This window comes from Pseudomonas sp. 3-2, assembly GCF_019710535.1.
GTDB lineage: Bacteria > Pseudomonadota > Gammaproteobacteria > Pseudomonadales > Pseudomonadaceae > Aquipseudomonas > Aquipseudomonas pharyngis.
Genome location: NZ_CP081200.1, coordinates 3994888 through 4008475 on the forward strand (window position 1 = coordinate 3994888; position 13588 = coordinate 4008475).

General features: G+C 59.4%; 15 protein-coding genes. 8 read left to right on the forward strand and 7 right to left on the reverse strand.

The window, feature by feature from the left end:
- Positions 1-163 precede the first annotated feature (163 nt).
- Positions 164-1183: a branched-chain amino acid aminotransferase gene (locus K3819_RS17935; RefSeq protein WP_064597568.1), complete on the forward strand. Its 1020-nt coding sequence runs from the start codon at positions 164-166 to the stop codon at positions 1181-1183.
- A gap of 52 nt (positions 1184-1235) precedes the next feature.
- Here the strand turns inward: K3819_RS17935 and K3819_RS17940 are convergent, their stop codons facing one another.
- Both K3819_RS17940 and K3819_RS17945 read right to left on the reverse strand, forming a co-directional pair.
- The gene (locus K3819_RS17940; RefSeq protein WP_221397627.1) at positions 1236-2075 is read right to left on the reverse strand and encodes a TIGR03915 family putative DNA repair protein; all 840 of its coding nucleotides are present in this window, start codon (positions 2073-2075) and stop codon (positions 1236-1238) included.
- Entirely contained in the window at positions 2072-3292 is a 1221-nt protein-coding gene (locus K3819_RS17945; protein WP_221397628.1) for a putative DNA modification/repair radical SAM protein, read from the reverse strand. Before K3819_RS17945 ends, K3819_RS17940 begins: the two co-directional genes overlap by 4 nt.
- Positions 3293-3553: 261 nt before the next feature.
- On the opposite strand from K3819_RS17945, the gene K3819_RS17950 reads away from it, so the two are divergent.
- Positions 3554-4297, forward strand: a complete 744-nt coding sequence (locus tag K3819_RS17950; protein WP_085613209.1) for an SDR family NAD(P)-dependent oxidoreductase — start codon at positions 3554-3556, stop codon at positions 4295-4297.
- Here the strand turns inward: K3819_RS17950 and K3819_RS17955 are convergent.
- Entirely contained in the window at positions 4294-5055 is a 762-nt protein-coding gene (locus K3819_RS17955; RefSeq protein ID WP_221397629.1) for a helix-turn-helix transcriptional regulator, read from the reverse strand. The two genes, K3819_RS17950 and K3819_RS17955, sit on opposite strands and share 4 nt — an antisense overlap.
- Before the next feature lie 79 nt (positions 5056-5134).
- On the opposite strand from K3819_RS17955, the gene K3819_RS17960 reads away from it, so the two are divergent.
- The 3 genes from K3819_RS17960 to K3819_RS17970 all read left to right on the forward strand — a co-directional run bounded on the left by K3819_RS17960 (position 5135) and on the right by K3819_RS17970 (position 7335).
- On the forward strand, positions 5135-6235 hold the full coding sequence (locus tag K3819_RS17960) for a cytochrome P450 (protein ID WP_221397630.1): 1101 nt from the start codon (positions 5135-5137) through the stop codon (positions 6233-6235).
- A gap of 437 nt (positions 6236-6672) precedes the next feature.
- Positions 6673-7044: a DUF6124 family protein gene (locus tag K3819_RS17965; protein ID WP_221397631.1), complete on the forward strand. Its 372-nt coding sequence runs from the start codon at positions 6673-6675 to the stop codon at positions 7042-7044.
- A gap of 9 nt (positions 7045-7053) precedes the next feature.
- On the forward strand, positions 7054-7335 hold the full coding sequence (locus tag K3819_RS17970; RefSeq protein ID WP_221397632.1) for a hypothetical protein: 282 nt from the start codon (positions 7054-7056) through the stop codon (positions 7333-7335).
- A gap of 74 nt (positions 7336-7409) precedes the next feature.
- Here K3819_RS17970 and K3819_RS17975 read toward each other — a convergent pair whose 3' ends face one another.
- The 4 genes from K3819_RS17975 to K3819_RS17990 form a co-directional block, all read right to left on the reverse strand.
- A complete protein-coding gene (locus K3819_RS17975) occupies positions 7410-7820 on the reverse strand; it encodes a hypothetical protein (protein WP_221397633.1) in 411 nt (136 codons plus the stop codon).
- A 43-nt stretch (positions 7821-7863) separates the two neighbouring features.
- Entirely contained in the window at positions 7864-8202 is a 339-nt protein-coding gene (locus tag K3819_RS17980; RefSeq protein WP_007952931.1) for an FKBP-type peptidyl-prolyl cis-trans isomerase, read from the reverse strand.
- A 154-nt stretch (positions 8203-8356) separates the two neighbouring features.
- Positions 8357-8821: a hypothetical protein gene (locus tag K3819_RS17985; protein WP_221397634.1), complete on the reverse strand. Its 465-nt coding sequence runs from the start codon at positions 8819-8821 to the stop codon at positions 8357-8359.
- A gap of 100 nt (positions 8822-8921) precedes the next feature.
- A complete protein-coding gene (locus tag K3819_RS17990; protein ID WP_064597595.1) occupies positions 8922-9230 on the reverse strand; it encodes an RcnB family protein in 309 nt (102 codons plus the stop codon).
- Between the two features lie 204 nt (positions 9231-9434).
- On the opposite strand from K3819_RS17990, the gene K3819_RS17995 reads away from it, so the two are divergent.
- The 3 genes from K3819_RS17995 to K3819_RS18005 all read left to right on the forward strand — a co-directional run bounded on the left by K3819_RS17995 (position 9435) and on the right by K3819_RS18005 (position 13588).
- The gene (locus K3819_RS17995; RefSeq protein WP_074688846.1) at positions 9435-10031 is read left to right on the forward strand and encodes a LemA family protein; all 597 of its coding nucleotides are present in this window, start codon (positions 9435-9437) and stop codon (positions 10029-10031) included.
- Between the two features lie 143 nt (positions 10032-10174).
- Positions 10175-12124 carry a M48 family metallopeptidase gene (locus tag K3819_RS18000; protein WP_221397635.1) on the forward strand — a complete coding sequence of 650 codons (1950 nt, stop codon included), beginning with the start codon at positions 10175-10177 and terminating at the stop codon, positions 12122-12124.
- A gap of 171 nt (positions 12125-12295) precedes the next feature.
- The gene (locus K3819_RS18005; RefSeq protein ID WP_064597597.1) at positions 12296-13588 is read left to right on the forward strand and encodes an MFS transporter; all 1293 of its coding nucleotides are present in this window, start codon (positions 12296-12298) and stop codon (positions 13586-13588) included.

Sequence of the window (13588 nt, forward strand, 5' to 3'; positions counted from 1 at the left end):
ACCCGACACGGGGGAGTTTTTTCATAAGCAGGCTAATAAATCTGCTGCTCCCCCCATCGCCCGGGCTGCGAAACCGCTCAAGAATGAAGTATTGTTGTGCCCATCCAAAAAAACGTCAGAAGCCTTGAACCGCTTCGGCGGTTGTTCAGTGATAGAGGGTGTCATGGGTAACGAAAGCATCAACTGGGACAAGCTGGGTTTTGACTACATCAAGACCGACAAACGCTATCTGTCGTACTTTCGCAACGGCGAGTGGGACAAAGGCACCCTGACCGAAGACAACGTGCTGCACATCAGCGAAGGCTCCACTGCCCTTCACTATGGCCAGCAATGCTTCGAGGGCCTGAAGGCCTATCGTTGCAAGGACGGCTCGATCAACCTGTTCCGTCCGGACCAGAACGCCGCGCGCATGCAACGCAGCTGCGCCCGCCTGCTGATGCCACATGTCTCCACCGAGCAGTTCATCGAAGCATGCAAGCAAGTGGTACGCGCCAACGAGCGTTTCATCCCGCCTTACGGCACCGGCGGCGCGCTGTACCTGCGTCCGTTCGTGATCGGCGTGGGTGACAACATCGGCGTGCGTACCGCACCTGAGTTCATCTTTTCGGTATTCGCGATCCCGGTCGGCGCCTACTTCAAGGGCGGCCTGACCCCGCACAACTTCCAGATCTCCACCTTCGACCGCGCCGCGCCACAAGGCACCGGTGCTGCCAAGGTCGGTGGCAACTACGCTGCCAGCCTGATGCCGGGCTCCCAGGCCAAGAAAGCGCACTTCGCTGACGCCATCTACCTGGATCCGCTGACCCACAAGAAGATCGAGGAAGTCGGTTCGGCCAACTTCTTCGGGATCACTCACGACAACAAGTTCGTGACCCCGAACTCGCCGTCAGTACTGCCGGGTATCACCCGTCTGTCGCTGATCGAACTGGCCAAGTCCCGCCTGGGCCTGGAAGTGGTCGAAGGTGATGTGTTCATCGACAAGCTGTCGGACTTCAAAGAAGCCGGCGCCTGCGGTACCGCTGCGGTGATCACCCCGATCGGCGGCATCAGCTACAACGACCACCTGCACGTGTTCCACAGCGAAACAGAAGTCGGCCCTGTGACCCAGAAGCTCTACAAAGAGCTGACCGGCGTGCAGACCGGCGACGTCGAAGCGCCAGCAGGCTGGATCGTCAAGGTTTGATCTGACGGCCAGATGCACAAAAGCCCCCATCGAGTGATCGATGGGGGCTTTTTCATTCGCCTCGCTCGCCGGCCTTCATGGCAATCCGCTTGCCCGCGCGACCGGCGATCCCGCTCGCCTGCCCGTTCTGCTGCTTGCCCATTCGTGCCTGGGTAATCAATCCGGGAATCAGTTCCCCCTCCGGCAGGTTCTTCCAGAACCGCGTCGGCAAATGCCCCTGCATGACTTTCTCGTTCAAACGCGCCGGGTTGAAGATGTGGCTGTAGTACGTCAGCCATAAGTCACCGTGGGGATCGTCGACGTTCTGCGCCAGTTGCTGCCATTCCACCGGGCACTGGCGCTGATGGATCAGTTGTTCGCCATCGTAATAAACCCCGTCGCGGGGCGTGGCGATCAGCCAGCGATGCCGGCCCATGCGCCCGATGAAGTGTTCGCTGGCACTGTGCAGAATGTCATGGGCCGGTTCGTGCCACGCGACGTATTGCGGGCCCGGCAATTCTGGCGGGCGCTCGATGAAACGCACGAATGCATGCAGATGATGGGCTTCGCGCTGCACCTGCTTGATCCGCCGCTGCAACTCGCTGCCCAGCTTGTCGCCAGCCATCATTGCGGTGCGATCACCATGGCTGACCCGCCACAGCACTTCATACAACAGACTCCAGCGTTGATTGCCACGGTAGCGTGACGCTTGTTCCAGGGTGTCGAGCAACACACGCGGAATCCGCGCCTGAAACGGCCCCTGCCCTTCGGGCACCGACACATCACTGGCAAACAGATCACTTACCCCTTCTGACGCCCAGCTCACCAGACTCGGGTCGATTTCATGGCTGAGCAGCCAGCGCGCCTGCTGGCGCCAGGTGTCGAACAGATCGTCACAGTCGAGATTGATCATCCCCATAGCCCCATCTGCTGCGGCATCGGCCGGTCGCGCAACTGCTGATAGAGCATCTGGCTGGTGACTTCTGCCTGCTGCGGGTGGTAATCGCTGGTGATGATGAACGGCTTGGCCTTGGCCAGCACACAACGCATACGGGCCACGTCTTCGTAGCGAATGCGCCGCTGTCGACGCAGCTCCACCAGACGTTCGGTGGTGCGCAGGCCGATGCCGGGTATGCGCGAAATCAACGCCGGTTCGGCACGATTGAGATCTAGCGGGAACACCTCGCGATTCTGCAGCGCCCAGGCCAGTTTCGGGTCGATGTCCAACGCCAGATTGCCCGGCCCCGTAAGCAACTCACCGGCGGTATAGCCATAACCGCGCAACAGGAAGTCAGCCTGATACAAGCGGTGCTCGCGCATCAGCGGCGGTGCGGCCAACGGCACGCTTTTCGGGCTGTCGGGAATCGGGCTGAACGCCGAGTAATAGACCCGGCGCAGACGGAAGTTGCCATACAAAGCCTGAGCGCTGTGCAGGATGGTGCTGTCGTCGGTGTCATCGGCACCGACGATCATCTGCGTGCTCTGCCCGGCCGGGGCGAACTTCGGAGCGCGGGGTTCGTTGAGCAAGGTCTGCACGCCGGTGTAGATGGTGTTCATCGCCTGCTTGATCGAACCGATGTGCTTCTCCGGCGCCAGGGTTTGCAGGCTGGCATCGGTGGGCAATTCGATGTTGACGCTCAAGCGGTCGGCGTAACGCCCGGCTTCTTCGATCAGCGCGGGGTCCGCATCGGGAATGGTCTTGAGATGAATGTAGCCACGGAACTCATGCTCTTCGCGCAACAGCTTCGCGACGCGCACCAGTTGCTCCATGGTGTAGTCCGCCGAGCGAATGATCCCCGAGCTGAGGAACAACCCGCTGACGCAGTTGCGCCGGTAGAAATCCAGGGTCAGCGTCACCACTTCCTCGGGCGTGAAACGCGCACGCGGTACGTCGCTGGAGCGGCGGTTGACGCAGTATTGGCAGTCGTAGAGGCAGAAATTGGTCAGCAGAATCTTGAGCAGCGACACACAACGCCCGTCCGGCGTGTAGCTGTGGCAGATGCCCATGCCATCGGTCGAGCCCAGCCCGCTCTTGCCCTCGGAGCTGCGCTTGGGCGCGCCGCTGCTGGCGCAGGAGGCGTCGTACTTGGCGGCGTCGGCGAGGATGCTGAGCTTGTCGATGATTTGCATGGCACGGACTCAATACTGTTCGCATATACAGTATAGACAGCGATTTGCTCACACAAGGCGCAATGCCGCTCTTCGTCGGAATGTCGCGCCGCAGCAGTCAGGTCAATTTGACTCAGCAGGAGTCGGATTGACTCGATTCCACAAGCGTCATAATGACTATCAAACCTGCGCAGCCCTTGATATCAAAGGCTGTCCGGCATGGCCCGAAAATTGACTGACTCTCGGTAGCCATTTGGCTGAAGACCAAAACGGGAGTCGAAAATGGATCATGTTTTTCAGGGCAAGCTGGCCGTCATCACCGGTGCCAGTTCGGGCATAGGCCTGGCCGCTACCGAACGCCTGCTGGATCAGGGCGCGCGCGTATTGGCCATATCGCGAAAACTCGGCGCACTGGCCGAACTGCTTGAGCGGTATCCGCAGCAACTGGTGTGGAAACCCGGCGATGTCACTCAAGCTTCCGACCTAAACGCTTTGGCCGAACAGGCTACACGCCTCGGTCCGGTGAATTTCGTAATCCCTAACGCCGGTATTGCGGAGCTCGCTGACGGGCTCAACAGCTCGGCGTTCGATCGCCAATGGGCAGTGAACGGCGCCGGCGCCCTGAACACCTTGGCCGCCCTGCGCCCGCACCTTGCAGACAAGGCGTCAGTGGTGTTCATCGGTACTTTTCTGGCCGGAATCAGTTTCGCGGGACTGGCCGCCTATATCGCATCAAAAGCAGCATTGATCGCCCACGCCCGAACCCTCGCGGTCGAGCTGGCACCCCACGGTGTGCGCATCAATTGCGTCTCCCCCGGCCCGACCGCAACGCCGATCTGGTCGACACTGGGTCTGAGCGAAGAAGCGCTCGGAGACGTAGCCCGAGGCGTCAACCAACGACTATTGGGCGGACAATTCCTGGAACCTGCGGCAGTGGCCGACGTCATTCTTTTTCAGTTGGGCAATGGCGCACGCGGCGTCATCGGTCAGGATTGGGTGGTCGATAGCGGATACACCCTGAGCTAACGCGCATGCACCGATCCGGGCGGGGAGTCAGCCAGTTGGCGACCTGACAATTCCCGCCCGGCCCCAGGCAAAACCAGACCCCAGCGCGACGCCAGTTCCCGGCGCCCCTGCACCGTCAGGGTCAGTGCGCGACTGTCCAGATCCTGCGTCACCCATTTGCGCTTCAACGCGGCCTGCAACAACGCGGCCCCGAGCGAACCGCCCAAATGCGGCCGACGCATGCTCCAGTCGAGACACGGGCAAGCGAAGCGGCGGCGCAGCGTCGACAGATCCTTGACCTCAATGCCCAGCTCTTCAAAAAACGCCTCCCCGCTTTCACTGAGGCGATAAACCTGCTCATCGGTTTCCACCAGCCATCCCGCCTCAAGCAGGCGGTCATGCAACAACACCGCGAGCGTCCCGGCCATATGGTCGTAGCAGGTGCGGGCAAATTGCAGGCGATCCGGCGTGTGCGGTTTGAAGGTCGGCTCGGGGTTCTGACCGATCACCATCAGCGCTTCGAGCGCCTGGGCCACGCGCTTGTCGGCGAGGCTGTAATAACGGTGGCGGCCTTGTACATGCAGACGCACCAGCGCCAGGTCCTTGAGCTTGGACAGGTGCGCGCTGGCGGTCGAGGCGCTGACGTCGGCGAGGGTCGCCAGCTCTGTGGCAGTTCGGGCGTGGCCGTCCATCAGCGAACACAGCATTTTGGTCCGCGCCGGTTCCGCGATGGCGGCGGCCACTTGCGAAACGCCAATGTCTTGATGTTCTGCGTGCATATTTCGCTCCCGGACGAATCATCGCCCTCAAGGACTGGAGATAGTAGCAACACTTTCCCCACCGACAAGGATGCGATCCATGGACCCGATCTTCGCTGCAACTCACGCCGATCCCTATCCCTATTACGCCGAACTGCGCACGACGGGCGGGCTGACTTTTCATCACGGACTGAAACTGTGGGTGGCCAGCAGCGCCCGGGCGGTGTGCGCGGTGCTGGCGCATCCGGATTGCCGGGTGCGTCCGGTGCAGGAGCCGGTGCCCAAAGCCATCGCCGATGGCATGGCGGGCAAGGTGTTCGGCCAGTTAATGCGCATGAATGACGGTGAAGCTCAGCGCTGCCCGCGCTCAGCCATCGAGCCGCCGTTGGGGTTGATTGATCGGGAAGAAGTCAGCGCGCTGGTGTCCGCGCGGCTGATAACGAACGATGCCGACGGCCTCTATAACGCCATGTTTCGCGGCCCGGTGTGCGTGGTTGCATCGCTGCTCGGATTCACCCCGGCGCAGGCACGCGTAATCAGTGAACTGACGGCGGATTTCGCGGCGTGTCTGTCGCCGTTGAGCAATGACCTGCAACTGGCGGCAGCGCATCGGGCGGCGGAGCAATTGCGCGGGTATTTCATTGAAATGTTGGCGGATCCGAACCCGTTTCTCGCCGACATTCGCCAGCGGTTTGTCGGCGATGAAGACGTGCTGCTCGCCAACCTGATCGGCCTCTGTTCACAGACGTTCGAGGCCACTGCCGGGCTTATCGGCAATGCGTTGGTGGCTTTACAGCGTTTGCCTGAATTACGCGCGGCGTCAGTGGATTCGTTACTGGCTGAAGTCCAACGCTTCGATCCATCGGTGCAGAACACCCGCCGATTTGTGGCGAACACCTGCGAAATCGACGGCGTGCGGCTGGTAGCCGGCGATGTGATTCTGGTGCTGCTGGCCTCGGCCAATCGCGACCCGGCACTCAATGAAAACCCGGATCGCTTTATGCCGGATCGCCCGAATCGTCGCAGTTTCACGTTCGGCAGCGGTCGGCATCAATGTCCCGGACAGATGCTGGCAATGACGATCGCCAGCGCCACGCTCACCGAAATCCTCGCCCGCGACATTGATCCGGGAAGACTCGCGTGGCACTACCGGCCTTCGCTGAATGGACGAATTCCGATGTTCAGCATTGTCGGTGCATGAACATTTGCCATCGCGAGCAAGCTCGCTTCCACAGGGAATTTGAGAGAACGCACAACTCTGTGAGAGCGAGCTTGCTCGCGATGGCGGACTGAAAAATGAAGCATCATTTTGCCCTCATCCGAGAGGCTACATCGCCTTGCGCCTTTGCCTACAACTACGCCAGAATCCGCCGGCTTGTGCGGCTTGGGGCCTGCCAGTAACTTGATTCGCATCACTGAATGGTCAGTGAACGGGTTTAGTCGCTCGGGAACCACAAACCATGCACAAGCTCCATCCAGTCAGATATTTCGCATATCTGCACTCTATGGCGGCCGTGCGCAGGGCACCTTCGGGTGCACCGGGTTTGGTGTGTTCCCCGGTCGACTAACCTGCGTACAGCTGCCACCTCACTGTTTAGTCGCAAGGTGGTGTCAGCATCATTTACGGATACCACCAAAATGTTCAAACCTACGCCTAATCCACCCGAAACTGACGTACCCAACGAATCCGACCCAACCTCTCCCTACTCCACAACCGACTCAAAAAAACTCCACGAAGCCGCCGAGCGCGCCCTCGACCATTACCTGAAACCCACCGCCCCGAAACAACACTGCCCCGGCCGCATGTTCCTCGTCGCCCCCGACCTGGATCAGCATGCCCTGCTGGCCCACGCCTGCGAATCGATGACTTCGGCCAGCGTGATGCTCAGCGACTTCGCCGCGCTGCTGGACCCGCCCTACCGCAGCACCGTGCTGGGCATCGCCCAAGTGGTGATGTGTGGCGAACTCGCGGTGAACCGGGCGCTGGACACTCTCGATGTCACGACCTGAGGAACACCCATGGAAAGCAAATCCGATGCACACATCGTCGCCGCCCTGATCTCCATCGGCCTCAACGAGAAAGACAGCCAATGGGCCCAGAAAGCCTGTCTGCTACTGCTCGAGAGCGAACGGAAATCCATCGTCAGCGCCGCCCTCACCGCCCTCGTCCAGATTGCCCGCGACCATGGCGAACTGGACCGCAACCGCCTGCTGCCGGCACTCGCCAGCGTAAAACGCAGATTCCCAAGCCTGACCGGCACGGTTGCCGCGACGCTGGATGAGATGGTAATGGCTGCGTAATACCCGGGGCGCAAGGCAAGAAAAAACCCGCAGCCTCCGTTGAGGGAGGCTGCGGGTTTTGTGTGCAGATGTGGTTAACGCCGAAAGTCAGCCAGAACGAAAGGCGTATGCGCCCTCAAGTAAGCCTCGACCTCTTCCAGCGAAAGCAACCCTTCGCGGGACGAAACAGTGGCTTCTTTGTCATCGTCACGAGTCACTGTCACGGTGTAAGCGCCTTCCGTCTCCTGCAAAACGCCGGTGAGTCTGACCTTCTGCCCGTCTTCCTCGGCGAAGGAAATCGCGGACAGTGGCTTTGACGCCAAGACCTGAGCCTTGCGGGCCAGAAAGGCTTCTCGCCGTGCGAGGACATCCTTTCCGGCGAACCACAAAAAAATCATCATGGCCGCGAAGAATACCAACTGGATGTTGTAAATCGGGCTCCGTCGCCCCGGGTGTTCGATAGTCAACCACTCAACAGTTTTGTAAATGATCTGTTCAACATCCATCGACCTGATCCTTGAGCCGTTCGAACAAGATGACCTCCGGTCATCAATCCTCCCGCGTCAAAACCTCAAGCAACTCAATCTCGAACACCAGATTCGAATTCGGCGGAATCTTGCCCATCGTCCGCTCGCCATAACCCAGATGCGCCGGCACCAGGAGTTTGCGCTTGCCGCCAACCTGCATCCCCATGATCCCCTGATCCCAACCCTTGATCACCCGACCGGTGCCGATCACACACTGAAACGGCTTGCCCCGGCTCCAGGACGAATCGAATTCGGTGCCGTCTTCCAGCCAACCGGTGTATTGGGTGGTGATCAACGCGCCTTTGACGGCGGCTTTTCCGTCACCGGGCTGGAGATCGATTATCTGCAGTTCATCATTCATAACATTCGCTCTACTGTTCCGCTGGCCGCCGTTTTCCCAGAAATACCGGCCATTGGCAACCGTTTGGCCCAAGGTTGCCGCTGTTTCCGGTGTTGACCGCGAATGAGGATTGTGTGGCGGACAGACGCTGAGTCATGGCCGGGCTGATTGAATTTCAGCGCTCGGGTGTACCGAACACAACGCCATTGAAGGTATGCGTGCAGCATTGGCAGTTGGGCGTCATGTCTTCGGCTTTCAGGGCGGGATTTACGATTTGCAGGCGCTTGTTCTCATCGACGTATAACCCGCTGTAGATGCTGGACTCACCCACCCCCACCACATCCCTTCGCTCGTGTTCATGCAGAGCGACCATCCAGAACACCGGTTCCTGCCGATCCAGCCGCGACACCGCCTCACTGAAAATCTCGTCCCAATCACCGCCGACACGCGACAACAGAAAGCGAAACAACGGCGTGTAATCGTAGCCATGATGCTTGATGCCATGCATCGAACCGCGTGCAGCCTCGCTGTGGATTTCAGCCTTGGTGTTTCGCTGATGCCGATAATGCCCGCCCGGGTTGTTGCGCCAAACGTTGTGGGCGGTGGTGTTTTCTTTGCGATAAAGGGGTTTCTTGTTCAACGATTTGCTCCTGACATCCAGTCACTCGAAACGCCCCTCGCGTTTTACCGGAACGGCGCTCGAATGCAATCAACCGTCCATGGCCAATTGTTGCTTGAGGTCAGCGTTCCACCGGTTGAATCGCCACAATCGTCCCGTTGGTGATCATCACCATCACGTATTTATCGTTGATCTGCACCCACTGCGCCTGCGGTTCCGGCTGCTTGAGGCCTTTCTGTTTCCAGTTTTTGATGGCTTTTTCGCTGCGCTGGTAGATGTCCGGGGCGCGGTCGTTGACGTTCAATTCGCGGTTGCCGGTCGGTGATTGTTCGACAGTGTCGTTCGAGGTTTGCGCCGCTTGAACGAGGGGGCTGATCCCGGCGATGCCGGCGACGAGTGCCAGGCTGGCGATTAGGGTCTTGTTGTTCATCGGTGAACCTCCTGAGATTTGTGATACCTGAAATCCGACTGCGGGGTTCTGGAATCATTCCTTGTTTTTTGATGATGCTGAACCGGAGATTGTAGTCGCGCCCCGGAACGCGATCCGGGCTCGTCCGCCACCGGGCGAATACAGTCAACGGCATCCATTTGCGATAAGATCGCGCGCCCCCACAGAGTGAACAAGGACATCACCGTGAAAATCTATCTCATCGTCAATCTGGTGTTGCTGGCGCTTCTGGGGCTCTACGCTGTCAGTCTTTTCAACAAACTTGTTGCCCGGCGCAACGAGATCAAGAACGCATTTGCCCAGGTCGAAGTGCAGCTCAAACGCCGCTATGACCTGATCCCCAATCTGGTCAGCATCGCCAAGGGTTATCTGGCCCATGAGCGCGAAACCCTTGAAGCGGTGATCGCCGCGCGCAATGCCGCCGTGGCCGGACTTGAGGCTGCACAGGCGAAACCGGGCAGCGCCCAGAACATTGCGCAATTGGGGCTGGCGGACAGCGCACTCAGCAGTGCCGTGGGGCGATTGAACCTGACGCTGGAGGCTTATCCGGAACTCAAGGCCTCGCAGAACATGCAACAACTGAGCGAAGAGCTGAGCAGCACCGAAAACAAGGTGAGCTTCGCGCGCCAGGCGTTTAACGACGCGGTGATGACCTACAACACGCTCAAGCAGAGTTTTCCGGCGGTGCTGCTGGCGGCCAGTTTTGGCCATCGCGAGGATGCGGTTCCGTTGAAGTTCGCCGATACGCTGGCCATCAAGACCGCGCCCAACGTTTCTTTCTGATTGCTGCTCTCCATGGATGGCCCGATGAAGCTTTACGACAGGGGCTGCATCGAGCACTCCTGATCAGGCGGTAAAAGCCGTTGTCGCGTCCACCTGAAGACGGCCTGAGCAGTTTATTCCAACCCCAGCCAACGGATGGCCCAATGAATTTTTTTGAACAACAGCGCAAGGCTAAACGCCGTACAGTGTTGCTCGTGATTTTGATGTTTTTTGCAGTACTGAGCCTGATCCTCGTTTCTTGCGTGCTGATGACCATTCCGGTCGAGGATGGTAATGGCAAGGTCCTGCTGGATCTGGAACTGGACTGGCGGCTGTTCTCTATTGTTTCAGCTGTCGTGATCAGCATCGTGCTGCTGGCCAGCCTGGCCAAACATTCAGAGTTGTCCGCAGGCGGCAAGGTGATTGCGCGGCGCCTGGGCGGCCGTCTGATCAACCACAGTGCGCAGACTCTGGAAGAGCGTCGCTTACTCAATGTCGTCGAAGAAATGGCCCTCGCCTCCGGCACCGTAGTGCCTTCGGTGTACTTGCTTCCGGATCTGGGCATCAATGCGTTCGCCGCCGGACTCACACCGCAGGACGCCGTGATCGGGGTGACGCAAGGCGCGATCAACCTGCTGACCCGTGAAGAGCTGCAAGGTGTGATCGCCCATGAGTTCAGCCACATCTATAACGGCGATATGCGCCTGAATACGCGACTGGTGGCCATCGTCCACGGCATTCTGGTTCTTGGCCTGACGGGCAGCTACATCCTGCGGGGCATGGATAACGTTCGCAAAACACCGGCCGAGCGCAGCCGGTTTGTCGCGTTGCCGATGCTGTTCGGTTTCGTGTTGTGTGTCGTGGGATTGGCCGGCACTTTCTTCGGCAATCTGATCAAGGCTGCGATCGGTCGACAACGCGAGTTTCTGGCCGACGCCACTGCCGTGCAATACACCCGCAACCCACAAAGCATTGCCGGCGCGCTGAAAAAAATCGGCGGTTATCCATTGGGAGCGTCGATCAATTCCGCGCACGCCGCCGAATTCAGCCACCTGTATTTCGGCTCGAGCACTTCGTCGATGGGCGACGGTTTGATGGCGAGCCATCCGGATCTGAGCGAGCGAATTCGCCGGGTCGATGCAGAGTGGGATGGCACTTTCACAAAAATCGCGGCGCCCGTGCAGCCCCACATAGAACCTGTGCCGGCAACCCCGGTGACCGATGCGTTCAGCGGTGTTCCGACAGATGCAATGGCTGTTCTCTACGATGTAAACGCCCTCCAGGGTTCAATCGAAACCATTGGCACGCCGCAATCCGCACACCTTGATCAAGCTCGCAAGATGCTGCAAGACATCGCGCAGCCGCTCAAAACCGCGGCCCACAGCCCGGAGGGAGCCCAAGCAATCGTGTATGGCTTGCTGCTGTCACGTCTGCCCTCCCTGCAGGCCGTGCAACTGGATTTACTCCAGTCGGAAATCGACGACAACGTATTCAACACCCTGAGTCTACTGCGTGAACCGCTCTCGACACTTAACCCTGGACTGCGATTGCCGCTGATCGATCTCGCGATTCCCTGCCTGAAAGAGCTGGGTAAAAAACCGGTTGCAGCCATGAAGTGCAACCTGAATCTGCTGGTCGAGGCGGACAACGAAACTGAATTGCTGGAGTGGACGCTGCTGCGCATCATCGAACGCAATGTCGAGGGGCCAATGCCTGTGCAATTCAAGTTCGGTCTGTTCCAGTGCGCCGAAGAACTGATGGTGCTATTGCATGCATTGACCCGCGCCGGACAGGAAAACCCTCAAGCGGCAGCACAGGCGCTTGAACATGCCTGGAACGGTTTGCCGTTCGAGCAGCCGCAAGAGGTGCGCCCTGAGCTGGAAGATCTGACCGGACTGGAAAGCGCAATCAAACGCCTGCGTCATCTCATGCCGGAAGAGCGTCCCGCCCTGCTCGATGCCATGACTCGCTGCGTATTGCACGACGGTGTCATCACGGTGGCTGAAGCAGAACTTTTCCGCGCTCTGGCAGATTTGCTTGATTGTCCATTGCCGCCGTTGCTGGCTACGGGACAAGTACACGATGCGCGAACGCAAACAACGGCAGCGGCATAGGCGGATGCCGTTTTCTGAACAAGACATGCAAAGGATTGATCCGCTTCTAACATCAATCCATGCCAACAATGCAATTAACAAATCGATCCCTGCGCGCCACTATCCGCCCCAATAAAAACCGTGCGCCGCCTCCCCGTCGCGCACGTCATAAAAGCGGTGGAGTACTTTTCTATGACAGCCTCAATCCCACACGGCGGCTCGCGGGCCGGCGCCATTTTCCGGGTGACCTCGGGTAACTTCCTCGAACAGTTCGACTTCTTTCTGTTCGGCTTCTACGCCACGCAGATCGCGGCGGTGTTCTTTCCGGCGAGCAGCGAGTTCGCGTCCCTGATGATGACTTTCGCAGTGTTCGGCGCAGGCTTTTTGATGCGTCCGCTGGGGGCTATCGTGCTCGGCGCGTACATCGATGACGTCGGTCGTCGCAAAGGTTTGATCGTCACCCTGTCGATCATGGCCAGCGGCACGATACTGATTGTGCTGGTGCCCGGATATGAAACCATCGGCCTGTTTGCCCCGGCGCTGGTGTTGATCGGACGGCTGCTGCAGGGCTTCTCCGCCGGTGCCGAACTGGGCGGGGTTTCGGTGTATCTCTCGGAGATCGCCACACCCGGTCGCAAAGGCTTTTTCACCGCCTGGCAGTCGGCCAGTCAGCAGGTGGCGATCGTCGTCGCCGCAGCGCTGGGTTATGGCTTGAACCAGTGGATGGCGCCGCAAGCCGTCGCCGATTGGGGCTGGCGGATTCCGTTTTTCGTTGGCTGCATGATCGTGCCGTTCATCTTCTTTCTGCGGCGCAATCTCGCGGAAACCGAAGAGTTCGCCGCTCGCAAACATCGCCCGAGCATGAAGGAAGTGTTCCGCACCCTCGGTCAGAACTGGGGCGTGGTACTGGGCGGGATGCTGATGGTTGCCCTGACCACCACCGCGTTTTACTTGATTACCGTGTACGCACCGACCTTCGGCAAAACCGTGCTGCACCTGAGCACTTCCGATGCGTTGCTGGTGACGCTGCTGGTGGGTGTTTCCAACTTCTTCTGGCTGCCGATTGGCGGTGCATTGTCCGATCGCGTCGGCCGCCGTCCGGTGCTGATCGCCATGGCGCTGCTGGCGCTGGCCACCACGTATCCGGCGTTGTCGTATCTGGTGCAGGCGCCGAGCTTCAGTCACATGCTGCTGTCGCTGTTGTGGCTGTCGTTTATCTACGGTCTGTACAACGGCGCGATGATCCCGGCGCTGACCGAAATCATGCCGGTGGAAGTGCGGGTGGCCGGTTTCTCCCTGGCCTATAGCCTCGCCACTGCCGTGTTCGGCGGGTTCACCCCGGCAATGTCGACCTTCCTGATTGAGTACACCGGCGACAAAGCCGCACCGGGTTACTGGATGAGCATCGGCGCACTGTGTGCATTGTGCGCCACGCTTTATCTGTATCGCCGGGCCGGCGGTCGTCTGCAACCTGTTACTGCCTGA